Annotated in this window: 23 protein-coding genes; 13 read left to right on the forward strand and 10 right to left on the reverse strand. The window is 71.6% G+C overall.

Going from position 1 to position 24,958, the window contains the following annotated elements; genetic code table 11:
• The first annotated feature begins 510 nt into the window (after positions 1 to 510).
• The gene (locus FDO69_RS14755) at positions 511 to 1,500 is read left to right on the forward strand and encodes a hypothetical protein (protein WP_104780245.1); all 990 of its coding nucleotides are present in this window, start codon (positions 511 to 513) and stop codon (positions 1,498 to 1,500) included.
• Positions 1,501 to 1,558: 58 nt separating this feature from the next.
• On the opposite strand, the gene FDO69_RS14760 is transcribed toward FDO69_RS14755, so the two are convergent.
• Positions 1,559 to 3,097, reverse strand: coding sequence for a peptide MFS transporter (locus FDO69_RS14760; RefSeq protein WP_104780246.1), 1,539 nt, complete (start codon positions 3,095 to 3,097; stop codon positions 1,559 to 1,561).
• A 516-nt stretch (positions 3,098 to 3,613) separates the two neighbouring features.
• On the opposite strand from FDO69_RS14760, the gene FDO69_RS14765 reads away from it, so the two are divergent.
• On the forward strand, positions 3,614 to 4,291 hold the full coding sequence (locus FDO69_RS14765; RefSeq protein ID WP_053675697.1) for a response regulator transcription factor: 678 nt from the start codon (positions 3,614 to 3,616) through the stop codon (positions 4,289 to 4,291).
• Positions 4,292 to 4,319: 28 nt separating this feature from the next.
• Positions 4,320 to 5,597, forward strand: a complete 1,278-nt coding sequence (locus tag FDO69_RS14770) for an ATP-binding protein (RefSeq protein WP_104780247.1) — start codon at positions 4,320 to 4,322, stop codon at positions 5,595 to 5,597.
• Positions 5,598 to 5,616: 19 nt separating this feature from the next.
• On the opposite strand, the gene FDO69_RS14775 is transcribed toward FDO69_RS14770, so the two are convergent.
• The gene (locus FDO69_RS14775; protein WP_104780248.1) at positions 5,617 to 6,114 is read right to left on the reverse strand and encodes a GtrA family protein; all 498 of its coding nucleotides are present in this window, start codon (positions 6,112 to 6,114) and stop codon (positions 5,617 to 5,619) included.
• 163 nt (positions 6,115 to 6,277) lie between these two features.
• On the opposite strand from FDO69_RS14775, the gene FDO69_RS14780 reads away from it, so the two are divergent.
• From FDO69_RS14780 to FDO69_RS14790, 3 genes are read left to right on the forward strand one after another with little or no spacing between them, the layout of a single operon-like run.
• On the forward strand, positions 6,278 to 7,417 hold the full coding sequence (locus tag FDO69_RS14780; protein ID WP_104780249.1) for a 5-(carboxyamino)imidazole ribonucleotide synthase: 1,140 nt from the start codon (positions 6,278 to 6,280) through the stop codon (positions 7,415 to 7,417).
• The gene (gene purE / locus FDO69_RS14785; RefSeq protein ID WP_170320882.1) at positions 7,414 to 7,941 is read left to right on the forward strand and encodes a 5-(carboxyamino)imidazole ribonucleotide mutase; all 528 of its coding nucleotides are present in this window, start codon (positions 7,414 to 7,416) and stop codon (positions 7,939 to 7,941) included. Before FDO69_RS14780 ends, purE begins: the two co-directional genes overlap by 4 nt.
• Before the next feature lie 5 nt (positions 7,942 to 7,946).
• On the forward strand, positions 7,947 to 9,134 hold the full coding sequence (locus FDO69_RS14790; RefSeq protein WP_104780251.1) for a dipeptidase: 1,188 nt from the start codon (positions 7,947 to 7,949) through the stop codon (positions 9,132 to 9,134).
• Here the strand turns inward: FDO69_RS14790 and FDO69_RS14795 are convergent.
• Positions 9,074 to 10,213, reverse strand: coding sequence for an alkene reductase (locus tag FDO69_RS14795; protein WP_104780252.1), 1,140 nt, complete (start codon positions 10,211 to 10,213; stop codon positions 9,074 to 9,076). The two genes, FDO69_RS14790 and FDO69_RS14795, sit on opposite strands and share 61 nt — an antisense overlap.
• 53 nt (positions 10,214 to 10,266) lie before the next feature.
• Here FDO69_RS14795 and FDO69_RS14800 point away from each other — a divergent pair, with 53 nt between their 5' ends.
• Positions 10,267 to 10,626, forward strand: a complete 360-nt coding sequence (locus FDO69_RS14800) for a MerR family transcriptional regulator (protein WP_104780253.1) — start codon at positions 10,267 to 10,269, stop codon at positions 10,624 to 10,626.
• A 112-nt stretch (positions 10,627 to 10,738) separates the two neighbouring features.
• Positions 10,739 to 11,875: a dipeptidase gene (locus tag FDO69_RS14805; protein WP_104780254.1), complete on the forward strand. Its 1,137-nt coding sequence runs from the start codon at positions 10,739 to 10,741 to the stop codon at positions 11,873 to 11,875.
• Between the two features lie 64 nt (positions 11,876 to 11,939).
• On the opposite strand, the gene FDO69_RS14810 is transcribed toward FDO69_RS14805, so the two are convergent.
• Together FDO69_RS14810 and FDO69_RS14815 are read right to left on the reverse strand one after the other, a co-directional pair.
• Positions 11,940 to 12,338, reverse strand: coding sequence for a VOC family protein (locus FDO69_RS14810; RefSeq protein ID WP_104780255.1), 399 nt, complete (start codon positions 12,336 to 12,338; stop codon positions 11,940 to 11,942).
• Positions 12,339 to 12,352: 14 nt separating this feature from the next.
• On the reverse strand, positions 12,353 to 12,724 hold the full coding sequence (locus tag FDO69_RS14815; protein ID WP_104780256.1) for a VOC family protein: 372 nt from the start codon (positions 12,722 to 12,724) through the stop codon (positions 12,353 to 12,355).
• 116 nt (positions 12,725 to 12,840) lie between these two features.
• Between FDO69_RS14815 and FDO69_RS14820 the strand changes: the two genes are divergently transcribed.
• Positions 12,841 to 13,347, forward strand: coding sequence for a CGNR zinc finger domain-containing protein (locus tag FDO69_RS14820; RefSeq protein WP_104780257.1), 507 nt, complete (start codon positions 12,841 to 12,843; stop codon positions 13,345 to 13,347).
• A gap of 248 nt (positions 13,348 to 13,595) precedes the next feature.
• Here FDO69_RS14820 and FDO69_RS14825 read toward each other — a convergent pair whose 3' ends face one another.
• Positions 13,596 to 14,939 carry a UDP-glucose dehydrogenase family protein gene (locus tag FDO69_RS14825; protein WP_104780258.1) on the reverse strand — a complete coding sequence of 448 codons (1,344 nt, stop codon included), beginning with the start codon at positions 14,937 to 14,939 and terminating at the stop codon, positions 13,596 to 13,598.
• 189 nt (positions 14,940 to 15,128) lie between these two features.
• Here FDO69_RS14825 and FDO69_RS14830 point away from each other — a divergent pair, with 189 nt between their 5' ends.
• Positions 15,129 to 16,286: an acyl-CoA dehydrogenase family protein gene (locus tag FDO69_RS14830; RefSeq protein WP_104780259.1), complete on the forward strand. Its 1,158-nt coding sequence runs from the start codon at positions 15,129 to 15,131 to the stop codon at positions 16,284 to 16,286.
• 39 nt (positions 16,287 to 16,325) lie between these two features.
• Here FDO69_RS14830 and FDO69_RS14835 read toward each other — a convergent pair whose 3' ends face one another.
• Positions 16,326 to 17,564 carry a phospholipase D-like domain-containing protein gene (locus tag FDO69_RS14835; protein WP_104780260.1) on the reverse strand — a complete coding sequence of 413 codons (1,239 nt, stop codon included), beginning with the start codon at positions 17,562 to 17,564 and terminating at the stop codon, positions 16,326 to 16,328.
• Positions 17,565 to 17,789: 225 nt separating this feature from the next.
• Between FDO69_RS14835 and FDO69_RS14840 the strand changes: the two genes are divergently transcribed.
• Complete coding sequence (locus tag FDO69_RS14840) at positions 17,790 to 18,155, forward strand: four-helix bundle copper-binding protein (RefSeq protein WP_104780261.1); 366 nt, start codon at positions 17,790 to 17,792, stop codon at positions 18,153 to 18,155.
• A 60-nt stretch (positions 18,156 to 18,215) separates the two neighbouring features.
• Here FDO69_RS14840 and FDO69_RS14845 read toward each other — a convergent pair whose 3' ends face one another.
• Positions 18,216 to 19,517, reverse strand: a complete 1,302-nt coding sequence (locus FDO69_RS14845) for an LCP family protein (RefSeq protein ID WP_104780262.1) — start codon at positions 19,515 to 19,517, stop codon at positions 18,216 to 18,218.
• 119 nt (positions 19,518 to 19,636) lie between these two features.
• Between FDO69_RS14845 and FDO69_RS14850 the strand changes: the two genes are divergently transcribed.
• Positions 19,637 to 20,194: an acyl-CoA thioesterase gene (locus tag FDO69_RS14850; RefSeq protein WP_104780263.1), complete on the forward strand. Its 558-nt coding sequence runs from the start codon at positions 19,637 to 19,639 to the stop codon at positions 20,192 to 20,194.
• Between the two features lie 133 nt (positions 20,195 to 20,327).
• Here FDO69_RS14850 and FDO69_RS14855 read toward each other — a convergent pair whose 3' ends face one another.
• On the reverse strand, positions 20,328 to 21,809 hold the full coding sequence (locus FDO69_RS14855) for an LCP family protein (protein ID WP_104780264.1): 1,482 nt from the start codon (positions 21,807 to 21,809) through the stop codon (positions 20,328 to 20,330).
• A gap of 127 nt (positions 21,810 to 21,936) precedes the next feature.
• On the opposite strand from FDO69_RS14855, the gene FDO69_RS14860 reads away from it, so the two are divergent.
• The gene (locus FDO69_RS14860) at positions 21,937 to 22,974 is read left to right on the forward strand and encodes a glycosyltransferase family 2 protein (protein WP_104780265.1); all 1,038 of its coding nucleotides are present in this window, start codon (positions 21,937 to 21,939) and stop codon (positions 22,972 to 22,974) included.
• A 270-nt stretch (positions 22,975 to 23,244) separates the two neighbouring features.
• Here FDO69_RS14860 and FDO69_RS14865 read toward each other — a convergent pair whose 3' ends face one another.
• On the reverse strand, positions 23,245 to 24,906 hold the full coding sequence (locus tag FDO69_RS14865; RefSeq protein WP_104780266.1) for an LCP family protein: 1,662 nt from the start codon (positions 24,904 to 24,906) through the stop codon (positions 23,245 to 23,247).
• Positions 24,907 to 24,958: the final 52 nt, after the last annotated feature.

The following is a 24,958-nucleotide window of genomic DNA, read 5'->3' on the forward strand; positions in this document are numbered from 1 at the left end:
CCTGGCGGGCGCACCGCTCCAAAAGCACGGGCCGACCGCCACCGTGCGCCCCTCCCGGCCGGTGCACCGCCGAGTGCAGGGCCGCATGCCGCTCGGTGCGGCCCCTACGCCGGCACCGTACGACCGCTGGGGCCGCCGATGCCGTTCCCGGCCGGTGCACCGCCGAGCGCAGGGCCGCATGCCGCTCGGTGCGGCCCCTACGCCGGCACCGTACGACCGCTGGAGCCGCCGATGCCGTTCCCGGCCGGTGTACCGCCGAGGGCCGGACCGCATGCCGCTCGGTGCGGCCCCCACGCCGGCACCGTACGACCGCTGGAGCCGCCGATGCCGTTCCCGGCCGGTGCACCGCCGAGTGCAGGGCCGCATGCCGCTCGGTGCGGCCCCTACGCCGGCACCGTACGACCGCGGGAGCCGCCGATGCCGTTCCCGGCCGGCGCACCGCCGAGTGCAGGGCCGCATGCCGCTCGGTGCGGCCCCTACGCCGGCACCGTACGACCGCTGGAGCCGCCGATGCCGTTCACCGTCCGTCTTCCGTATGTGTCACTGCCGGTGCTGCTGGCGCTGCTGCTGGTCCTGGCGGGTGCCGGGTCCGTCGGGGCGGTGGACCGGCCCACCGTGGAGCTGTCCAAGTCCCGGGCGGGCACGGGCGGTTCGGTCACGGTCAGCGGCAGCGGCTGGCGGCCGCGTGCCCTGCTGACGCTGCTCGTGTGCGGGCAGGCCGAGCCGCGGCGGGGCGTGACCGGCGGCACCAACTCCTGTGCCAACACCGACGGCCGGGCCGTCACCACCGGAGCCGACGGGCGCTTCCGCCGCGAACTGCCCGTCGTGGAGCCACCCGTGCCGTGCCCCTGCGTGGTGCACGTGGCGACCGTGACGGGAGCCGCGGCCGAGGCCGACGCGGCCCTCCAGGTCGCCGGGCACACGGTCGAGCCGCTGCCCGCTGAAGCGGCCGGCGGACGGCTGTCCCTGCTCGCGGACACCCGGCTGCGCGGCTCCGGCGGCCTGCTCACCTGGTTCGGTTCCCCGCCCGCCCGGACCCTCGTGGTCACGGTCGGCAACGTCGGCACGTCCCCCGTGAAGAACCCGGTCTTCCAGGTCGGCACCTCGCACGGCGTATACGCCCCCCACTGGCAGGACCAGCGCTGGCGCGGCACGATCCGGCCCGGCGACAAGGCCCGCATAGAGCTGCCCGTGGAACTCGGCGCCGGGGCGCACGGCGACTACACCGTGTCGCTGAAGTACGGCGGCAAGGTGCTCGCCGAACACCCCTGGGGCGTGGACCGCCCCTGGGGCGTGACCCTGTTCTGGGTCCTCGTCCTCCTGGTCGTACCGGCGGCGCTGGTGCGCGGCGGACTGGCCGTGATCGACCACGCACGGCCCCGCCGCCCGGGCCACGCGGCCCCACCGGCCCGCCGTCTGCCGCTACCGGCCCCCCGCCGGGCCTCCGCCACGCCCTGGTTCGCCCCGGACGGCGACCCGCCGAGGGGGACCGGGACATGAGGAAGGGCCGTCACACCCGGGGTGTGACGGCCCTTCTCCCGATGACGGACGGCGGCGATCAGTGAACGTCGCCCATCAGGGACTTGACCTGCCTGCGGTACATGTACACCGCGAGACCGGCGAGCACCGCGAGCACCGCCTCCGCGGCGACCGCACCGGTGCCGCTCAGGTCCACGCCGCCGACGGCCGGGTTGGAGAGCAGACCCGTCACCGAGTCACCCGCCGTGACCGCGAGGAACCAGACGCCCATCATCTGGCTGGCGTACTTCGCCGGGGCCATCTTCGTCGTCACGGACAGGCCGACCGGCGAGAGGCACAGCTCACCCACGGTCTGGATCAGGTAGATGCCCACCAGCCACATCGGGCTGACCAGCGTGTCGCCGCCGGCCATGCCCAGCGGCAGCAGGAAGAAGAAGAACGAGACACCGATGAAGAACAGCGCCGCGGCGAACTTGGCGACGGTGCTCGGCTCCTTGCCCTTGCGGTTCAGCCACAGCCAGAACCAGGCGAAGACCGGGGCCAGCGCCATGATGAACACCGGGTTCAGCGACTGGTACCAGGAGGACGGGAAGTCGAAGCCGAGCAGCGAGCCGGAAGCCTTCGTCTCGCCGAACGCCTGAACCGTGGATCCGCCCTGGTCGTAGATCATCCAGAACGCGGCGGCCGCGACGAAGAACCAGATGTAGCCGGTCATCTTCGACTGCTCGACCGTGCTGAGTTCCTTGTCCCGCTTGATCCGGATCAGCACGCCGGCCGGGATGACCAGGCCGATGACCGTCAGCGGGATCATCGCCCAGTTCAGGGTGAAGTGGCCGGTGAACGCGACGGCGCCGTAGAAGACGGTCGCGACGATCAGCCACAGCAGGCCCTTGCGCAGCCACGACGCGCGCTCCTCGGCCGCCAGCGGCTTGGGCACGACGTTGCTCTGCGGGCTGAGGTTGCGGGTGCCGAGGAGGAAGGCGATGAGGCCGATGCCCATGCCGACCGCGGCCAGGCCGAAGCCGAGGTGCCAGCTGACCTGCTGGCCGACGGTGCCGATGATCAGCGGCGCGAAGAAGGCACCCATGTTGATGCCCATGTAGAAGATCGTGAAGCCGCCGTCACGGCGCGGGTCGTCCGGGCCGTCGTAGAGGTGGCCGACCATCGTGGAGATGTTGGCCTTCAGCAGGCCGGAGCCGAGCGCGACCAGGCCCAGACCGGCGAAGAAGGGCGCCTGGCCGCCGGGCAGGGCCAGCACCAGGTGGCCGGCCATGATCGTGACGGCCGCGATCGCCACCGTCTTGCGCGGACCCCAGACGCGGTCGCCGAGCCAGCCGCCCGGCATGGCGAGCAGGTACACCATCGACAGGTACACCGAGTAGATCGCCGTCGTCGTGGCGAGGTCCATGCCCAGACCGCCGCCCATGCTGCCCTTCTTGGCGTCCGGACCGCCGGAGAGCAGGTAGACGACGAGCAGGGCCCGCATGCCGTAGAAGCTGAACCGCTCCCACATCTCGGTCATGAACAAAGTGGCCAGTCCGCGGGGGTGGCCGAAGAAGGTCTTCTCGGAACCGGGGGTGCCCGGTCGGGCCGAGTCCTTCGTCAGGCTGGACGCCATGGTCGTTCCTTGCTGCTCGGGACGCGCCCCGCAGCAGCGGTGGTGCGCCCGGTGGGGGTATGCCGGCACCGGTGGGTACGGCCGTCCACCCGACGCCTTCGGGGGGTCCGCTCCGGGTCACGAAGCGGCGGGCGGTCGCCACCGGGATCCACGCCTCTACGCGCGTCGCCGCACTGCGAGGCCCGGCCACAGGTCGTTTCACGTTGGGGGCCGGCGGAAACCGGCCCGCACACAAAAGAGACCCTCAGGGCAAACGGCCTCTGAAGGTCGCCATGGTGCTACAGGCGTTGATTCACCATACGGCAGGACACCGCCCCATATGGAAGGACTTGAGACACGGATCACAGGTGTCGGGGGAACCACACGACCGTTTCCAAGGTCCTTACCAGGATCGCACCCCATGGGCCGAGGTTCTTACGCGTACCTCAGGCACGTAAGAGCCGCGCGTGCCGACGGTAAGAATCAAGGGTTCTGGTCACACCCCAGCTCAGGGCGTTGCAGGTCTACCATCACCTCATGACCCGTGTACTGCTCGCCGAGGACGATGCGTCCATCTCGGAGCCGCTGGCCCGTGCTCTGCGCCGGGAGGGCTACGAGGTCGAGGTCCGTGAGGACGGACCCACCGCTCTCGACGCCGGACTGCAGGGTGGCGTCGATCTGGTCGTGCTCGACCTCGGTCTGCCCGGCATGGACGGCCTGGAGGTGGCCCGTCGCCTGCGGGGCGAAGGCCACGCCATCCCGATCCTCATCCTGACCGCGCGGGCCGACGAGGTGGACACCGTCGTCGGGCTCGACGCGGGCGCCGACGACTACGTCACCAAGCCCTTCCGGCTCGCCGAGCTGCTCGCCCGGGTGCGGGCCCTGCTCCGTCGCGGTGTCTCCGAGCCGCAGCAGCCGCCCGCCACGCACGGCGTGCGCATCGACGTCGAGTCGCACCGCGCCTGGATGGGCGAGGAGGAGCTCCAGCTCACCGCCAAGGAGTTCGACCTGCTGCGGGTCCTGGTGCGCGACGCGGGCCGGGTCGTCACCCGCGACCAGCTGATGCGGGAGGTCTGGGACACGACCTGGTGGTCGTCGACCAAGACCCTCGACATGCACATCTCCTGGCTGCGCAAGAAGCTCGGCGACGACGCGGCCAACCCCCGCTACATCGCCACCGTGCGCGGTGTGGGTTTCCGTTTCGAGAAGAGCTGAGCCGCGAGGCGGGCTCGGGTAACAGGACATGCGTCGCCGATTGATCCAGTCCACGCTCGCCGTGGTGCTCGTCGTGATCGCCGTCTTCGGCGTCTCCCTCGTCATCGTCGAGACCCGGACGATCAGCAACAGCGCCCAGGAGCGGGTGGACTCCGAGGCGGTCCGGCTGGCCAGCATCGTCGACAGCAGGCTCTTCGGGGCGCAGCAGGTCGACGCGGAGGTGCTGCGCGAGCAGGTCACCCAGAACCGCTACTACGCGGTGATCCGCATCCCCGGCGAGTCGCCCATCGAGGTCGGGAGCAGGCCGGACGGTGACGTCATCACCGCGACCGCGCCCGGCGAGGAGGGCGAGACGGTCACCGTCCAGGAACCGCGCTCCTCGGTGACCCGTGAGGTCGGCCGGACGCTGCTGATCATCGCGCTGGTCGCGCTGCTGGCGGTGGTGGCCGCGGTGCTGCTGGCCGTCCGCCAGGCGAACCGGCTGGCGTCGCCGCTGACCGACCTCGCGGAGACGGCCGAGCGGCTCGGCTCGGGCGATCCGCGGCCCCGGCACAAGCGGTACGGGGTGCCCGAGCTGGACCGGGTGGCGGACGTGCTGGACGGCTCCGCCGAGCGCATCGCCCGCATGCTGACCGCCGAACGCCGGCTGGCCGCGGACGCCTCCCACCAGCTGCGCACGCCCCTCACGGCGCTGTCGATGCGGCTGGAGGAGATCACCCTCACCGACGACCCGGACACGGTGAAGGAGGAGGCGACGATCGCGCTGACGCAGGTCGAGCGGCTCACGGACGTCGTGGAGCGGCTGCTGACGAACTCCCGCGATCCGCGCACCGGCTCCGCCGTCTCCTTCGACCTCGACGAGGTCATCCAGCAGCAGCTCGCGGAGTGGCGGCCGGCGTACCGCAGCGCGGGGCGGGCGATCGTCAGCTCCGGCAAACGGCATCTGCGCGCGGTGGGCACGCCCGGCGCGGTCGCGCAGGTCCTGGCCGCGCTGATCGAGAACTCCCTCATGCACGGCGGCGGCACGGTGGCCCTGCGCACCCGCGTCACCGGCAACCAGGCGGTCATCGAGGTCACGGACGAGGGCCCGGGCATCCCCGCCGATCTCGGCGCCCGCATCTTCGAACGGGCGATCAGCGGCCGCAACTCCACGGGCATCGGCCTGGCGGTCGCCCGCGACCTGGCAGAGGCCGACGGCGGCCGCCTGGAGATGCTCCAGACCAAACCGCCGGTCTTCGGCCTGTTCCTGTCCCGTACCCCGCTGCAGAAGCTCGCGGACGACGCCGAGGAGCCGATGGTCCGCTAGGGCCGTGGGCTCCGAAGGGCTACGGCACCTGCTGCTTCGTCTTCTCGGGGTCGGCGGGCCCGGACCGGGCCGACGCCGGTGCCGCCTCCCTGGCGGGCAGCGCGCGGAAGACCCAGGAGCGGTAGGACCAGAAGCGGAACAGGGTCGCGATGCCGATGCCCAGGAACTTGAAGACGTTGTTCTGGAGCGGGGTGTTCCAGCCGAAGCCGTACGTGGCCGCGTACAGGACGCCGTTCTCGATGACCAGGCCGATCGCGCTGAACAGCAGGAAGAGAGTCATCTCACGCGTGCGGCGGCTCTTGTCGCGGTCGCGGTACGTGAAGTAGCGGAAGCCGACGTAGTTGAAGACGATCGCGACGACGGTCGCGATCACGCTCGCGCGGACCACCTGGAGGTCGGTGGTGTGCCGCACCAGGTTGAAGACGAGGAGGTTGACCAGCACCCCCGCACCGCCCACCGCGCCGAACTTGGCGACTTCGCGGACGATCCGTCGGAGCCGGGAGGCACCATGTCCCATGGTCGTACAGGCCCCCGTCCGTTCGTCGGCGTCAACCCAGCCATGCTAACCACCCTCCCGCGCGATCTTCCTGCGGATGCCGGTGGGCGGCCGGAGACGGTCCGGGCGGGGCCGGGGAGGGACAGGAAACCGGCCACCCTGGCGCGGCCGATACCCTGGGGGCGTGACGTTCCCGGTAGTCGGCATGGTCGGCGGTGGCCAGCTCGCTCGTATGACACACGAGGCGGGCATCCCGCTGGGCATCAGGTTCAAGCTCCTCAGTGACACCCCGCAGGACTCCGCTGCGCAGGTCGTGAGCGATGTCGTCATCGGCGACTATCGCGACCTCGACACGCTGCGCGAGTTCGCCCGGGGGTGCGATGTGATCACCTTCGATCACGAACACGTACCCACCGAGCACCTCAGGGCCCTGGAGGCGGACGGCATCCCCGTCCGCCCCGGCCCCGACGCGCTCGTGCACGCCCAGGACAAGGGGGTGATGCGCGCGAAGCTCGACGCGATCGGCGTCCCCTGCCCCAGACACAGGATCGTCTCCGATCCGCAGGACGTGGCCGCCTTCGCGGCCGAGGGCGACGGATTCCCGGTCGTCCTCAAGACCGTCCGCGGCGGCTACGACGGCAAGGGCGTATGGGTCGTCGACTCGGTCGAGGAGGCCGCAGACCCCTTCAAGGCCGGGGTCCCCGTGCTCGCCGAGGAGAAGGTCGACTTCCTGCGCGAGCTCGCCGCCAACGTCGTGCGCTCCCCGCACGGCCAGGCCGTCGCCTACCCGGTCGTGGAGTCCCGCCAGGTGGGCGGCGTCTGCGACACGGTCATCGCCCCGGCGCCCGACCTCGACGAGGCCCTCGCCCTGGAGGCCTCCGAGATGGCGCTGAACATCGCCAAGGAGCTCGGCGTCGTCGGCCACCTCGCGGTCGAGCTGTTCCAGACCCGCGACGGACGCCTCCTCGTCAACGAGCTCGCGATGCGCCCGCACAACTCCGGTCACTGGTCGATGGACGGTGCCGTCACCAGCCAGTTCGCCAACCATGTGCGGGCCGTCCTGGACCTCCCGCTCGGCGATCCGCGCCCGCGCGCCCCGTGGACGGTCATGGTCAACGTCCTCGGCGGCGACTACCCGGACATGTACTCCGCGTACCTGCACTGCATGGCCCGCGACCCCCAGCTCAAGATCCACATGTACGGCAAGGACGTGAAGCCCGGCCGCAAGGTCGGACACGTCAACACCTACGGCGACGACCTGGACGACGTGCTGGAGCGCGCCCGTCACGCAGCCGGCTACCTGAGAGGCACCATCACCGAATGAGCCCTGTTGTTGGCATCGTCATGGGGTCGGACTCCGACTGGCCCGTCATGGAGGCCGCCGCCAAGGCCCTCGACGAGTTCGAGATCGCCTACGAGGTCGACGTCGTCTCCGCGCATCGCATGCCGCGCGAGATGGTCGCCTACGGCGAGCAGGCCGACGCCCGCGGGCTCAAGGTGATCATCGCCGGGGCGGGCGGCGCCGCCCACCTGCCCGGCATGCTCGCCTCCGTGACCCCGCTGCCGGTCATCGGCGTGCCCGTGCCGCTGAAGTACCTCGACGGCATGGACAGCCTGCTGTCCATCGTGCAGATGCCGGCCGGTGTCCCGGTCGCCACGGTGTCCGTCGCCGGTGCCCGCAACGCCGGTCTGCTGGCGGCCCGCATCCTCGCCGCGCACGACGAGGACCTGCGCACCCGCATGCGCGAGTTCCAGCAGGAGCTGAACGACCAGGCCACCGAGAAGGGCAAGCGCCTGCGCTCCAAGGTCGAGGGCGCGGGCGGCTTCGGCTTCGGCGCGGGGAAGTGACGACGATGACCTCCCAGGAGGCAGCCCGGGAACTCCTCGCCGAGTTCCCGGTCGTCGACGGCCACAACGACCTGCCCTGGGCGCTGCGCGAGCAGGTCCGCTACGACCTCGACGCCCGCGACATCGCCGCCGACCAGAGCGCCCATCTGCACACCGACATCCCCCGGCTGCGCGCGGGCGGGGTCGGCGCCCAGTACTGGTCGGTGTACGTCCGCACGGACGCGCCCGACCCGGTCGCCGCCACCCTCGAACAGATCGACTGCGTACGGCAGCTGCTGACCCGCCACCCCGAGGACCTGCGCCCCGCGCTCACCGCCGCCGACATGGAGGCCGCGCGCGGGGAGGGCCGTATCGCCTCCCTCATGGGCGCGGAGGGCGGGCACTCCATCGCCAACTCCCTGGGCACCCTGCGCGGCCTGTACGGGCTCGGTGTGCGCTACCTCACGCTCACCCACAACGACAACGTCGACTGGGCGGACTCCGCGACCGACGAGCCGAAGGCCGGTGGCCTGACCGCGTTCGGCCGTGAGGTCGTGCGGGAGATGAACCGGCTCGGGATGCTCGTCGACCTGTCCCACGTGGCGGCGACGACCATGCGGGACGCGCTCGACGCGAGCTCGGCCCCGGTGATCTTCTCCCACTCGTCCTCACGGGCGGTGTGCGACCACCCGCGCAACATCCCGGACGACGTCCTGGAGCGGCTGCCCGCCAACGGCGGCATCGCGATGGTGACGTTCGTGCCGAAGTTCGTGCTCCAGGCGGCCGTGGACTGGACGGCCGCGGCCGACGAGAACATGCGCGCCCACGGCTTCCACCACCTCGACACCACCGCGGAGGCCATGAAGGTCCACCGCGCCTTCGAGGAGCGGCACCCGCGGCCGGTCGCGACGGTGTCGACGGTGGCCGACCACCTGGACCACATGCGCGAGGCCGCCGGCATCGACCACCTCGGCATCGGCGGCGACTACGACGGCACGGCCTTCACCCCCGACGGCCTCGCCGACGTCTCCGGCTACCCGAACCTCCTCGCGGAACTGCTCGACCGCGGCTGGTCCAAGGCCGATCTGGCCAAGGTGACCTGGAAGAACGCGGTCCGGGTCCTGGACGCCGCGGAGGACGTCGCCCGGGGTCTTCAGGCGACGCGGTCGCCGTCCAACGCCACGATCGAGTCGCTGGACGCGCCCGCCGGCTGAGCGTCGAGGGCGGGGTAGTCGGTGTAGCCGGTCGCCCCGCCCACGTACATGAAGGAGCCCTCGCGCATCGCGTTCAGCGGTGCGCCCGTCCGCAGCCGCGTCACCAGGTCGGGGTTGGCGAGGAAGGGGCGGCCCAGCGCGATCAGGTCGGCCCCGGCGGCCAGCAGCGCCCCGGAAGCCCGGTGCACCTCCTGCGTGGAGACCTCCTTCAGTACCGGATTGCCGATCAGCACGCCCGGCCAGGCGGTGCGTACGTTCCGGAACACCGCCGTGTCCGGGTCGGCGTGCACCAGGTGCAGATAGGCGAGCCCCAGCCCGCCGAGCCGCTCGGCGAGCGCCGGGTAGAGCTCGTCGGTCTCGCCCTCCGCGATGCCGTTGACGGTGTTGCCGGGGGAGACCCGCAGCCCCGTCCGCTCCGCACCGATCTCGGCGGCCACCGCCTCGCTCACCTCGGCGGTGAACCGGATCCGGGCGGCGACGGAGCCGCCGTAGCCGTCGGTGCGGAGGTTGGTGTTGCGGGCGAGGAACTGGTGCGGCAGATGGCCGTTGGCGGAGTGCACCTCCACCCCCTCGAACCCGGCGTCCAGGGCGTTGCGCGCGGCCTTCGCGAAGTCGGCGACGGTGGTGCGGATGTCCTCGGCGGTCATCTCCCGGGGGACGACGGACGGCAGGCGCCCCTGTGGCGTGTGGATCGTCTCGGGCAGTGGGACGGGCGAGGGCGCCAGCGGCGTGAGTCCGCTGGTCGCGGGGTGGCCGACCCGGCCGCCGTGCTGGAGCTGCAGGAACATCCGCCCGCCCGCGTCCCGCACTGCATCGGTGACCCGCCGCCAGCCGGCCACGTGCGCCGGGCTGTGGATGGCCGTGATGTTCGGGTACGTCTGACCGGCCGCATTCGGCGTCGAGGCCTCGGCGATGATCAGCCCGGCCGAGGCCCGCTGGGCGTAGTACGTGGCCATGAGCGGGGTCGCGGTGCCGTCGGCCTCGGCCCGGTTCCTGGTCAGCGGAGCCATCACCAGACGGCTGGGCAGGTCCAGCCCGGGCAGCCGAGCCGGTTCGAAGAGCGCTGTCGAGTACGTCATGCCGGTACGCTAGAACCTGACACTCATGTCAGATTCAAGTCCGGGGGTGGCACGTGCGGATCGGTGAACTGGCCCGGCGCACCGGCGTGAGCGAGCGGTCGCTGCGCTACTACGAGAAGCGGGGGATGCTGTTCGCCGAGCGCACCCCGGGCGGGCACCGGGAGTACCCGGAGGCGGCCGTGGACCGGGTCATCCGGATCCAGGAGCTGTTCGCGGCGGGACTGGGCAGCGAGAAGATCGTCCAGTTGCTGCCCTGCATGCGGGACACCGACGGCGGCCCCTCCGCCGTCGCCACCCCGGAGCTCGTGGGCGACCTCACCGCCGAGCGGGCCCGCATCGACCGGATGATCGCCGATCTCGTCCGCTCGCGGGACACCCTGGACGAGGTGATCGAGGCCGCCCGGCTGTCCTGAGGGCATCCGCGCGCGAGGCCGGCACCGTACTCCGAACGCCCCGCCCACCAGGAACCACATCCCGCTCCGTGCGACGGTGACCGTACCTCACGAACGACCGTACGGAGCCGCCATGGCAGATCTCCAGGACGACCTGCGCACCGCCGCATCGGCCGCCGGCGAGTTCGACGAGCTGGCCGAGCCGTACCCCGACGAGGGCCTTGTCACGTCGGAGCCCTACGAGCCGGTCTCCGACCCGGACGACGCGCCCATGACCCGGGCCCGCGCCATCCTCGCCGCCCACCCCGTCGCCGACGGCTACAACGGACTGCCCTGGGCGCTCAAGCGCCTGTCCTGGTACGACCTTCAGGACGGCGAGAGCACCGTCGACACGGACGTGCCCCGGCTGCGCAGCGGCCATGTGGGCGCCCTGTTCTGGTCGTTGCACCTGCCCGAGGGCCTCGACGGCGACCGGGCCGTCGGCGCCACCCTGGAGCACCTGGACCTGGCGAAGACCATCGTGCGGACCTGCGAGGAGGGTCTGCGGCCGGCCTGCACGGCCGGGCAGGTCGCGGACGCCCGCAACTGCGGCCGCGTCGCCGTGCTGCTCGGCCCCGCCGGTGCCGCGGCCCTGGGCGATTCGCTCGGCATCCTGCGCCAGCTGCACCTGCTCGGCCTGCGTGTCCTCACCCTGACCGGGGTGTCCTGGGCGAGTGACGCGGGGCTGACCCGGTTCGGGGAGGAGGTCGTGCGCGAGATGAACCGCCTCGGCGTGATCGCGGACCTCTCGGGCGCCTCCGCGCAGACCCTGCGCCGGGCCCTGAGCCTCTCCCGGGCCCCTGTTCTGTGCAGCCGCTCGGCGGCCCGGAGCCTGCGCCCCCACCCCGCCAACCTCCCCGACGACCTGCTGGCGGAGCTGGGGGCGGCCAAGGGGCTGTGCCTGGTGCCGCTGACCGCCGAGCAGGCGGGCCCCACCGTCCGCGACGTCGCCGACCACCTCGACCACATCCGGGACGTGGCCGGAGCTCACTGCGTCGGACTGTCCGGCACCTACGACTCCGGGGCGGCCCACCCGCAGGAGCTCGCCGACACCTCCTGCTATCCACGACTGGTCGCCGAGCTGCTGCGGCGCGGCTGGGAGGAGGCCGATGTGGCCCAGCTGACCTGGGGCAACGTCCAGCGCGTCCTGCGCGGCGCCGACTTCACGGCCCGCGCCGCCCAGCAACGCCGGGAGCCGTCGACGGCGACGATCTCGGAGCTGGACGGGTAGCGGGCTCGCAGACCGGGCGCGCTGCCCGGATCAGTCGCGCTGTACGGCCCGAAGCCGTCAGGCCCTAGTCGTGCTCGATCCGGCACAGGCAGAACGGGTGTCCCACCGGGTCGGCGTAGACGCGGAAGTCCTTCTTCCCGTCGTCCTCCTTGTCCAGCACCCGCGCGCCCAGCGCCAGCACCCGCTCCTCGGCCGCGTCGATCTCGTCCCAGGTGGCCCCGCCGTCGAAGTCCAGGTGGAACTGCTGGGCGTTGCGGTCGGCCCGCGGCCACTCCGGCGCGGTGTAACCCGGGGAGCGCTGGAAGGCGAGCCGGGGCCCACCGGGGACGCGCAGCACCACCCAGCCGGGGTCGTCGTCCTCCCGCTCCGGCGTACCGCCGACGACCTGCGCGTAGAAGCGGGCCAGCGCGTGGGGGTCGGGGCAGTCGAGGACCACGGAACGGAAACGTGCCACGGCGGACATGGGGCCTCCAGGGGTCAGCAGGCGCAGAGGCAGAACGGGTGCCCGGCCGGATCGGCGTAAACCCGGAAGGACCGCTTGCGGTCCTCGGCGTCCAGCGCCTTCGCGCCGAGGGCCAGCACGCCCTTCTCGGCCTCGTCCAGGTCGTCCACCACCAGGTCGAGGTGGAACTGCTGCGAGCCGTCGGACGACGGCCACTGCGGCGGTACGTGTCCGGGAGCGGCCTGGAAGGCCAGCGGTGTGCCGCCCGGCACCTTCAGGTCGACCCACACGTCGTCCCCGTCGGTCTCCACCGTCGGCGTGCCCCCGAGCACCTCGGCGTAGAAACCGGCCAGCGCGTGCGGGTCGGGACAGTCCAGGACCACGACACCCAGCTTGGCGAGAGCCATGACTTCCTCCTCGAAGTCGGCGTTACCCGCAGAAGCGGGTAACCAGTAACCGTTACTGCATGCTCCCCCATTGGCGGTAACCTCGCAAGGGAATTCGCGAGAGGTACGGTCCAGCCATGACGGAGAGATCGCCCGCGCCCGGCGGCCTGACCCTGGTCGAGGCCCTGGTGAACACGCTGGACATCGAGTCCGGCGCCGACGCGCTGGACACGCCCGAGGGCCGGGAGCGCCTCGGCATCACCGCGGACGAGACCGACCGGGCCCGCACCCTGCGCGAGTCCCTGCGCGCGACCCTGCTCGCCCACGCCGGCCACCCGCCGCACCGCGAGGTCGCCCCGCTCGGCGCGCTCCTGGCCGAAGCCCCGCTCCTCGTCACCGTCGACGCGGCGGACGGCTCGGCCGCCCTGGCACCCGCCGACGACCGCTCCCTGTACGCACGCGTGGCCGCCGCCGTCGCCGAGGCCCTGGTCGCCGGCACCTGGACCCGCCTCAAGGCCTGCGAGGCAGCCGACTGCCACTGGGCCTACTACGACCGCAGCCCGGCCGGACGTGGCCGCTGGTGCTCCATGCAGGTCTGCGGGGCCCGCGCGAAGATGCGCCGCTACCGGGCCAAGGGGGCGTAGAAGCCTCCGGCGGAGCTCCGCGGCGTCGCCACGCCCGGCCCGCTCCGCCCAGAAGCCCGCCGGCCGCCCCGCCGCACGTCCGGGTGGGGCAGAATGCACGAAGACGCCGGTTCGGCCGACTGAGCCTCGGCCGAACCGGCGTCGCCTGTGTGGACGCCTTACGCGCTCAGGCCCTGGGACGCCCCATCGCCTGTATCACGCCTTACGCGCTCAGGCCCTGGGACGCCCCATCGCCTGTATCAACGCGCTCAGGCCCTGGGCCGCCCCATCGCCCGGTACGTCCAGCCGGCCTTGCGCCACAGCTCCGGGTCCAGGGCGTTGCGCCCGTCCAGGATGACCCGGACCGCCGCGACCTCGCCCAGGGCCTCGGCGTCCAGCTCCCGGAACTCCCGCCACTCCGTCAGATGCAGCACGATGTCGGCGCCGCGCACCGCGTCCAGCGCCGAGTCGGCGTAGCCGAGGGTCGGGAACACACTGCGGGCGTTGTCCATGCCCTTCGGGTCGTAGACCGTGACCTGGCCGCCCTGGAGGTGGATCTGCCCGGCCACGTTGAGCGCGGGGGAGTCCCGCACGTCGTCCGAGTCGGGCTTGAAGGTCGCGCCCAGCACCGCCACCCGCTTGCCCAGGAACGGCCCGCCGCCCAGCGCCTGCCGGGCCAGCTCCACCATCTGCCCGCGCTGGCGCATGTTGATCGAGTCGATCTCCCGCAGGAACGTCAGCGCCTGGTCCGCGCCCAGCTCACCGGCGCGCGCCATGAACGCCCGGATGTCCTTCGGCAGACAGCCACCGCCGAAGCCGATCCCGGCCCGCAGGAACTTCCTGCCGATCCGGTCGTCGTACCCGATGGCCTCCGCGAGCTTGGCCACGTCACCGCCCGCGGCCTCGCACACCTCCGCCATCGCGTTGATGAACGAGATCTTGGTGGCGAGGAAGGAGTTCGCGGAGGTCTTCACCAGCTCCGAGGTCGGGAAGTCCGTCACCACGAACGGCGAACCCTCGGCGATCGGCGTCGCGTACACCTCCCGCAGCAGCTTCTCGGCCCGCTCGCTGCGCACGCCCACCACGAGACGGTCGGGGTGCAGCGTGTCGTCCACGGCGAAGCCCTCGCGCAGGAACTCCGGGTTCCACGCCAGCTCCGCGTCCTCACCGGCGGGCGCGTGCGCGGCCAGGTAGGCCGCGAGGCGGTCCGCGGAGCCCACCGGCACGGTCGACTTGCCGACGACCAGCGCCGGACCGTGCAGATGCGGGGCGAGGGAGGCGAACGCGGAGTCGACGTAGCTCATGTCGCAGGCGTACTCGCCGTGCCGCTGCGGGGTGTTCACACAGACGAAGTGCACATCGCCGAACGCGCCGACCTCGGCCCAGTCCTGGGTGAAGCGCAGCCGGCCGCTGGAGCCCTCGATGCCGGCCACGTGCTTGCGCAGCAGCTCCTCCAGGCCCGGCTCGTACATCGGGGCCTCGGCCCGCTCCAGCTTCTCGATCTTCTCGCGCACGACGTCCAGGGCGAGAACCTCGAAGCCCAGTTCGGCCATGGCCGCCGCATGTGTCGCGCCGAGATAACCGGTGCCGATCACGGTGATCTTCAGGGCCATGGGGTGCTCCAGGGGTCTACGGCATGCGGTGCGCGCCCGAGCATATCCGGGGCATGGCGGCGCGCCCTCATGGGCAACTTCTCCGCTGTCGCCTAGCTCACGTATCACTGGGGTGGGCGACCCCATAAACTTTTGATTACTTAACGGTAGTTAGCTTCAGCATCGCAGCGTTTTGGAGCGTGAGAGACCTTGGCCGGATCGGCTGACTTCGACCTGTACCGCCCGTCCGAGGAGCACGACATGCTCCGTGACGCCGTCCGCTCGCTGGCCGAGGCGAAGATCGCGCCGCACGCCGCCGCGGTGGACGAGGAGGCCCGCTTCCCCCGCGAGGCCCTGAAGGCCCTGGTCGCGAACGACCTGCACGCCGTGCACGTACCCGAGGAGTACGGGGGCTCCGGCGCGGACGCGCTGGCCACCGTCATAGTGATCGAGGAGGTCGCCCGCGTGTGCGCCTCCTCCTCCCTCATCCCGGCCGTGAACAAGCTGGGCTCCCTGCCGGTGATCCTCTCCGGCTCCGAGGACCTGAAGAAGAAGTACATGACCCCGCTCGCCAAGGGCGAGGGCATGTTCTCCTACTGCCTGTCCGAGCCGGACGCCGGTTCCGACGCCGCCGGCATGAAGACCAAGGCCGTCCGCGACGGCGACCACTGGATCCTCAACGGCGTGAAGCGCTGGATCACCAACGCCGGCGAGTCCGAGTACTACACGGTGATGGCCGTCACCGACCCGGCCAAGCGCTCCAAGGGCATCTCGGCCTTCGTCGTCGAGAAGTCGGACGAGGGCGTCTCCTTCGGCGCGCCGGAGAAGAAGCTCGGCATCAAGGGCTCCCCGACCCGCGAGGTCTACCTCGACAACGTCCGCATCCCCGCCGACCGCATGATCGGCGAGGAGGGCACCGGCTTCGCCACGGCGATGAAGACCCTCGACCACACCCGCATCACCATCGCCGCCCAGGCCCTCGGCATCGCCCAGGGCGCCCTCGACTACGCCAAGGGCTACGTCCAGGAGCGCAAGCAGTTCGGCAAGGCGATCGCCGACTTCCAGGGCATCCAGTTCATGCTCGCCGACATGGCCATGAAGATCTCGGCCGCCCGCGCCCTGACCTACCAGGCCGCCGCCGCCTCCCAGCGCGTCGACGCCGACCTCACCTACCTCGGCGCCGCCGCCAAGTGCTTCGCCTCGGACGTGGCGATGGAGGTCACCACGGACGCCGTCCAGCTCCTCGGCGGCTACGGCTACACGCGCGACTACCCGGTGGAGCGCATGATGCGCGACGCCAAGATCACCCAGATCTACGAAGGCACGAACCAGGTCCAGCGCATCGTCATGGCGCGCAACCTGCCGTAGCCCGCCTCCGGGGGCCGGACGTTCCGGCCCCCGGCGTTCTCACAGGAAGCGGCGGATCGGGGTCACCGCTGCCTCGGCCAGACGCTCGGTGAAGGGCCGCCGCTTCCAGCGGGCCAGGTCGATCGGCTCGCTCCGCTTCCTGTCGGCCTCGAAGTCGGCGTCGAGCCGCGCGGTGAAGTCCTCGTCGAGGACGGCCAGGACGACCTCCTCGTCGTGCTCCATGGAGCGGCGGTTGAAGTTCGTGGAGCCGATGAGGGAGCAGACCCCGTCCACCGTCATGATCTTCGTGTGGAGCATCGTCGGCTGGTACTCCCGCACGTCCACACCGGCGTCGACGAGCGTCCGGTAGTGCTGCCGCCCGGCCAGCAGGCACGCCCGCTGGTCGGTGTGCGGTCCGGGGAGCAGGATCTCGACCCTGACCCCGCGACGGGCCGCCGCGGCCAGGAGGTCGACGAAGTAGGCGTCGGGAGCGAAGTAGGCCGTGGCCAGCCGCAGGTGCTCCTGCGCCGAGGTGATCAGGACCCGCAGGATCGTCTGCATGTCCTGCCAGCCGAAGGAGGCCGAGCCCCGTACGACCTGGACCGTGGCCTGTCCCGGCTGCTCCTGGGTGGTGAAGCGGTCGTGCTGGTCGTAGAGGTCGTCGTGACACTCGGCCCAGTTCTGGGCGAAGGCCGCGGCGATGCCGTCCACGGCGGGCCCGCGGACCCGGACGTGGGTGTCCCGCCACTCGCCGGGGTTGCGCGCGTCGCCGCACCACTCCTCGGCGATGCCCACGCCACCGGTGAAGGCCGTGTGCTCGTCGGTGACCAGCACCTTGCGGTGGCAGCGGTGGTTCTGCCGCATCGGTGACAGGCGCGTGGGCCTGCGGAACCAGGCCACCTGGACGCCCGCCTCGTCCATGGCGTCCAGCAGGTCCGGCTCTATCTCCTTGGCCCCGAAGCCGTCCAGCAGCAGCCGCACCCGGACACCCGCCCGGGCCCGCTCGGCCAGGGCCGCGGCGAACTCGTGGGCGACCTCGCCGCGCCAGTACACGAACGTCATCATGTCGACGGTGTGCTCGGCGGCCCGGATGGCGGCCAGCATCGCCGGGAAGATCTCGTCGCCGTTGCGCAGCGGCACCAGCTCGTTGCCCTCGGTCGCGGCGATGCCGATCAACCGCTCCAGCCGTCTGCGCAACCGCAGTTTCTGATCCTTTGGCCCTCTCGCCTCCGGTCCTCTCGCCTCCCGCTCGCCCTCCGGCTCCTGCGCCCGCGGTTCGTCGTACGTCTGCTGTGTCATGTGTGGGTCTCCCCCCTGCACGGTTGCGCCGCCCCGCCCTGCCGCGCCGGGCCCCGGCGCGCCTGCAACCCCTTTTTGCCGCTGTCGGCGCTTTCACGCAGAGCCCGCTGAGTCGTGCTTCACACACGCGGGAGGGTCCGCCCTGTGGTGCTCATGGGGCCGCAGGCGTAGGACGAGAGGTGCGGGCGCCGATCCGCGGCTCCCGCCATCCCCTGGGAGGACGTCATGACCCAGCAGCCCGCCACCACCACCCCGCTGAGCAAGGAGATGCAGGACTGCGTCCAGACCTGCATGACCTGCCACAGCGTGTGCGAGGAGACCATGAGCTCCTGCCTTCAGATGGGCGGCCCGGCCCAGATGCAGATCATGCGCGCGGTCATGGACTGCGCCGAGATGACGCGCATGTGCGCCGACATGATGATGCGCCGCTCGCCGCTCATGGCCGAGATGTGCGCGATGTGCGCCCGGGCCTGTGACATGTGCGCCGAGGCGTGTATGTCCATGCCGGAGGACGCGCAGATGATGCGCTGCGCCGAGGCCTGTCGCCGCTGCGCCGAGTCGTGCCGCTCGATGTCGGGCGCCTCGATGTGAGAACCGCCTCACGGCGAAGGGGGCACCCACCCGGGTGCCCCCTTCGCCTCGCCTGCCCGCTCAGTTGCCGGAGACGGTGACCGTCTCGTCGTTCTTCAGCTCGTTCACCAGCGTCTTCACCTTCGCGGTGTTCCACTGGAGGTTGCCGTTGGGGGTGTTGCCGGCGATCGGCATGTTCATCGACCTGCCCTCGCCGCCGCTGACACCCTTCATCGCCCAGAACATGTCCGCCAGGTCGAACAGGCCCATGTCCTTGTCGACCACGAGGGTGTCGAGACCGGCGCTCATGGTCGGGTACAGCTTGAAGGGGTTCAGGACCGTGCCCGGGGTGGCGACCTGGTTGGCCAGGGCCGAGAGGAACTTCTGCTGGTTCTTCGTACGGTCCAGGTCGGAGCCGGCGAGCGCGTAGCGGGTGCGGACGAAGGCGAGGGCCTGCTCGCCGTTCAGCGTCTGCTTGCCCTTCTTGAGGTCCGCGCCGGACTTGGTGTCCTTGATGTCCTGCGGGATGTCCATCTCGACGCCGCCGACCGCGTCCACGATGTTCGCGAAGCCGGCGAAGCCGATCTCCACGTAGTGGTCGATGTGCAGGCCCGTGTTGGCCTCCACCGTGCGGACCAGCAGCTCCGGGCCGTCCTCGGCGTAGGCCGCGTTCAGCTTGGTCTGGCGGCCCGTGGCCGGGTAGAGCTTGCCGGAGTCGGAGCCCTTGAACGACGGGATGGTGACGTTCGAGTCGCGGGGCAGCGAGACCAGCGTCGGGGCGCCGTCGCCGGTGTGCAGGATCATCATCGAGTCGGTGCGCTTGCCCTCGGCGGACCCGGTGTGCAGCTTCTTCTTCTCCTCGGCCGACATGCCCTTGCGGCTGTCGGAACCGACGATCAGGTAGTTCGTGCCCTCGCCCGCCTCCGGCCGGTCGATGACCTTCGACAGGTCGACCTCGCGGTTGAGCTTGGAGTCGGCCCAGAAGTACGTGCCGACGCTCGTCACGACCAGCAGCGTCACCAGCGTGATGGCCGTCACCTTGATACGGCGGCGCCAGTTCGGCGCGGGACGCGGCTCGTACCCGCCGTCGCCCGGGCCGCCGGGGCCTCTGCCGCCGGGGGAGCCGTAGACATGGCCGGTGTTGTACCCGCTGTCGTAGCCGTCACCGGGGCCGTAGCCGCCGCCGTCCACGTAGGACGGCTGCTGCGGTACGCCGCCGCCGTACGGCGGGGCGCCGCCGTGTCCCGCCTGCCCGGGCGATGCCGCCGGGCCGCGGCGGACCTGCCGCATGACGCGGGCGCTCTCGGGCCGTGCGCTCGAGCTGCCGCGTCCGAAGCGGTTGCCGCGGTTGTCACCGGAGGATCCCTCGGGCCAGTCATTCATGCGCCCCAGTGTGCAGGTCCCCGTAGTGCGCCATACAAGAGTCGTCGGAAAATCAGAGCACGGCTGTGGCGAAGCTGACACAAAACCCCCACGCACAGCCTCGGCTTAAGGTAGAGGCCATGACAGACCTGGCCCCAGCTGCGGAGTCCGGCAGTCCGGATATCCCGGGCAAGCCGACTTCGGCGTCCCGCACCACCCTCAGCCACATCATGACCCACAACGACACGAACCTTCTGGGGACCGTGCACGGTGGGGTGATCATGAAGCTGGTCGACGACGCGGCGGGGGCCGTGGCCGGACGGCACTCCGGCGGGCCGGCGGTCACCGCGTCCATGGACGAGATGGTGTTCCTGGAGCCGGTCCGCGTCGGTGACCTGGTGCACGTCAAGGCGCAGGTCAACTGGACCGGCCGGACGTCCATGGAGGTCGGGGTCCGGGTCCTGGCCGAACGCTGGAACGAGTCCGACCCGGCCACCCAGGTCGGCTCCGCCTACCTAGTCTTCGCCGCCGTCGACGCCGATGGCAGGCCCCGCCGGGTCCCGCCGGTCCTCCCGGAGACGGAGCGCGACAAGCGCCGCTACCAGGAGGCCCAGATCCGCCGCACCCACCGCCTGGCCCGCCGCCGAGCGATCATGGACCTGCGCGAGAAGCGCGCGGCGGAGGGCTTCGAGGACTGACCCGAGTCCGGCGCTCGCCCTCGGAGCCTGTCGTTCGGCCCTTGGGTCCGCGAGCCCGGGTGCGACAGGCTCGAGGTCCGACGGCCGGACTCTCCCGGGCCGAGCGCCAGGCTCCAGGGCAGGACGACAGGCCCTAACCGCACGCCACCTCGTCCCCCCGGACCACCCCGACCTCGCCCTGTCCCGGATCCTCGGCCCGCACCTTGCGGACGCGTTCGAAGTCCTGGCCCGCGATCACCTTCAGGGTCGCGCCCAGGCCCGGGACCGCGCGCAGCTCGCTGCCCGGCAGGGCGGCCGCGAGGGACTTGGCCGAGCGGTCCCAGCCGGGGTCGTAGGCGACCACCGTGCGCTTCACGTCGAGCGTGGCGGCGTTCACGGGCGCGCGGGTCGTGCGGAAGCCCGTCGCCGCCAGGGCCGCGTCCACCCTGCGGCCGAGGCCGGGCGTGCGGGTGCCGTTCTCCACCTGGACGCGGATCTGCTGCGGGGCGACCGGGACGACCCGGGCGGCGCCGCGCGGCCGGTGCACCGACAGCGGCCGGTCCTTGCGCAGGGCTTGGAAGAGGCGCTCCGCCTTCACGGGGTCCCACTTCAGCGTAGAGCCGACGCCCTGCACGAAGAACCCCATCTGCCCGACCGGGACGGTGGTGAACTCGGAGGAGGAGGGGGAGAAGTTCCGCATGGCGCGGCCCAGGTCCAGCATCTCGTCCGTGCCGAAGCCCTTGTCGGCCCGTACCGAGCCCAGCACCGCCCGCGTCACGTCCCGGAACTTCAGCGGGTTGAGGAGGATCCCGGACGAGGTGAGCCGCTCCACGAGCGCCGCCATGAAGCGCTGCTGCCGCTTCATGCGGCCCAGGTCGGAGGCTCCGTCGACATGGCGGGCGCGCACGAACTGGAGCGCCTGCCCGCCCCGGAGCGTGTGCCGGCCGGCCGGGAGGTTCAGCCCGGTGTAGCTGTCGTGCAGCGGGTCGGCCGTGCAGATCTGCACGCCCCCGACCACGTCCACCGTCTTCATGAAGCTGGTGAAGTCGACCTCCAGGTAGTGGTCGATCTTCACCTTGGTCATGTCCTCGACGGTGCGCACGGTCAGCTGCGGCCCGCCCTCGGCGTACGCGGCGTTCAGCTTCAGGGGGTGTCCGTCGTGCCGCTTGCCGGTCGTACGGTCGACATGCGCCGGCGTCACCGCGTACGAGTCGCGCGGCAGGCTCACCACGCTGGCCCGGTCCCGGTTCTCCGAGATGTGCACGATCATGATCGTGTCGGTGCAGTGGCAGGGCGCACCGCCCAGCCGGTACGTGCGGCGCTCCTCCCGGCCGATCTTCTCCCGGCCGTCGGTGCCGACGAGCAGCAGGTTCATGCCGTGGCCCGCCTGCGGACGGTTCTTCATGTCCTTGAAGGGGTCGACCCGGGCGATGTCCGCATCCAGGCTGGTCATCACCGCGTGCCCGATGCCGGCGGAGGCGAGGACCACCACGGACAACGTGGTGGCCGCCCGCAAGGCCCAGCGCGGCTTGCGCGCGGGCGGTGCGGGCCTGCGCGGAGCGCGGCGGGGGACGGGGGGCTGCGGGCGGCGCTGAGGGCCGGCGGTGGACCGGGAGGACCGCGGCGGCGTGGGCATGGGAACACCTCCGGACGACGGCCGTACGTGGGATCTGTGAAACCGTAGGCCGATACGATCTGCGGCCCGCGGTACCGCCCCGGCGGCGCGCACCGGTGTCCCCCGTTCGCGGTAACGTGACCCCCCTATGAACGCCAATCCCGACGTGCGCCACCCCGCCGTTTCCGTGATCATGCCCGTCCTCAACGAGGAACGGCATCTGCGGGGAGCAGTCCAAGCGATCCTCGCGCAGGAGTACGCCGGCGAGATGGAGGTCGTGATCGCCCTCGGTCCGTCCACGGACCGCACGGACGAGATCGCCGCCGAGCTCGTGGCCGAAGACGCGCGTGTCCACACCGTCCCCAACCCCACCGGCCGTACGCCCGCGGCGCTGAACGCGGCGATCAACGCCTCCCGGCATCCGATCGTCGTCCGCGTCGACGGGCACGGCATGCTCTCGCCGAACTACATCGCGACCGCGGTACGGCTCCTGGAGGAGACCGGCGCGCAGAACGTCGGCGGCATCATGCACGCCGAGGGCGAGAACGACTGGGAGCACGCGGTCGCCGCCGCGATGACCTCGAAGATAGGGGTCGGCAACGCCGCCTTCCACACCGGTGGCCAGGCGGGGCCGGCCGAGACGGTCTACCTGGGGGTGTTCCGGCGCGAGGCGCTGGAACAGCAGGGCGGCTACAACGTGGAGTTCATCCGCGCCCAGGACTGGGAGCTGAACTTCCGCATCCGTGAGGCGGGCGGCCTCGTCTGGTTCTCGCCCGAGCTGAAGGTGTCGTACCGGCCGCGGCCGAGCGTGAAGGCGCTCGCCAAGCAGTACAAGGACTACGGCCGCTGGCGGCACGTGGTCGCCCGCTTCCACGAGGGCTCGATCAACCTGCGCTACCTCGCCCCGCCGACCGCCGTGTGCGCGATCGGGGCCGGGATCCTGGTGGGCGCCCTGCTGACGCCGTGGGGCTTCGTGGTGCCCGGCGGTTATCTCGCGGCGATCCTGCTCGGCTCGGTCCCGGCGGGCAAGGGCCTGCCGCTGAAAGCGCGGCTGCAGATCCCCGTGGCGCTGGCCACCATGCACATGTCGTGGGGCTGGGGCTTCCTGACCAGCCCGCGGGCGCTGGCGAGGAAGGTCATCGCCTCCCGGCGCCCCGCGGTGCGCGCCGACGCCGCCGCGAGCTGACCCGACACGGGGCGAACTCCTCCTGGTCCGGGTGGACTTGGGCCCTTGGAGGCGAGGTCGCGCAGGGATTGGCCCCGGCACCCCCCTTGGGGATGGCCTTGCCGTTCTGCTTCGCCTGAGCGTTGTGGCCTTCCCGCGGGCCGAACAGCACGAGCGACTCGGCGCTGGAGTCCGGCGGAGGCACTGCGCCGCTGACCCGCCCCCGGATACGAAGCGGGGCCCGCCGTCCTCCCGGACGGTGGGCCCCGCTCCCTCATGCCGCGCAGCCGGTCACCACCGATAGGGCTTGTACACGTCCATGCACTCCGTCTTGTCCGCGGTCAGCGCGTCCGCGGAGTCGGGCAGGTCGCCCGCCTCGGGCGCCTTCTGCTTCGGGTAGGTCGTGCCCTCCCGCCAGTCGCTGCCGACGGTCAGCGTCGTGGTCACGTCGTCCGTGGCCCGCACCTGACTGCTCGGGACGCCGACCGCCTTCGCCACCGACAGCGCGTTGGCCCGGCCCTGCTCGCCCGTGCTCTTCGGGTACGTCACCCGGGTCCGCGCCTGCGGGTCCTGCCCGCTCGAGGCGACGGCTTGGGTGAAGCCCTCCCGCTGCAGCGCCGCCACGATCGCGGCGGCCCGCTGGGGAACGGCGGCCTGCTCGTCATCGGCCGTGCCGTTGACGACGGAGACCGACAGCCCCGCGGCCGGCGCGGCGGCGGGCCCGGTGGCCTTCACCGAAGCCGGGGACGGGCCCGCGTCCGCGGCCGCCGTGCGCGCCTTGCCGCTCTTGTCGAAGGAGACGTCGTCGCGGAGCATCGCCCACAGCTTGTCGGCGTCCTCCGGCTTGGGCACCAGGTGGTTGCGGTCCAGGGGGTCCTCCAGCCACGGCATCGTCGTCATCGTGATGCGGTTCGTCGGGACCGACTTGAGCTGCATGCCGACGTCGTACAGCTCCTTGACCGTGCCGATCTCCTCGGACACCTTCAGCGCCTTCGTGCCCGCCTCGGCCAGGCCCATCAGGCGGCCGGTGTCGGTGAAGACGTTCTGCTGCTTCAGCGTCCGGATCATCGCGTTCATGTACATGTGCTGTGCCTTGGCGCGCAGCGGGTCACTGCCCCAGGCGTGGCGGGTGCGCAGCCACTGCAGCGCCTCCTTGCCCTGCACCTTGTGCGTGCCGGCCGTCAGCTTCAGTCCGGAGCCGCCGCGCTGGCCGGACAGCGGCCGGTCCCACACGTTCTGGTTGACGCAGACCGGGACTCCGCCGATGGCGTCCGCCATGTCCACCACTCCGGCGAAGTCGACCATCATCCAGTGGTCGATGTACACACCGGTCAGGTTCTGCCAGGTGGCGAGGGTGCAGCCCGGGCCGCCGCGCTGGAGCGTCTCGTTGATGATCGTGTTCTTCGCCGGGTACTTCTCCCCGGTGTCGGGGTCGACGCACTTGGGGATGTCCACCCGGGTGTCCCGCGGGATGCTCACCACGGACGCGCTCTCGCGGTCCGCCGAGACGTGCAGGAGCATCTGCACATCCGCCAGGGGCTTGCTGCCGACGTTGTCCCTGCCGCCGCCGAGCTTGACGTTCTCCGCCGAGTTCCGGCTGTCGGAGCCGATGAGCAGGATGTTGAGCGGCGTCTGGCCCGCCGCGTTGGGGCCGGTCTTCGTGACGTCGGACTCGCCGCTGTTGCGCTTGCCCTTGTCGATGTTGCCGTTGAGATGGCGGTAGTAGAGGTATCCGGCGCCGGCCGTCCCGAGTATCAGGACCGACAGCACGATCGCGGACCAGCGCAATATCCGGCGTCCGCCGCCGCGCCGCCGGCCACGCCGACGACCGCGGCCGCCTCTGCCCCCCTCGCCCCCGCCCGCGGCGGGCGCCGCCGTCCCCGGACGCTTGTCCTGGGCCGGGCCGCCCGAATCGTGCCGTGTGCCGCCTGCACGCACGTCACTCTGCGCCATACCCCTGCCTCCCCACCCCAATGGCCGACCCACGGGTCCGCCCCGCGTCGTG

The sequence above is a fragment of the Streptomyces tibetensis genome (genome assembly GCF_007655005.1).
GTDB classification, from domain to species: Bacteria; Actinomycetota; Actinomycetes; order Streptomycetales; family Streptomycetaceae; genus Streptomyces; species Streptomyces tibetensis.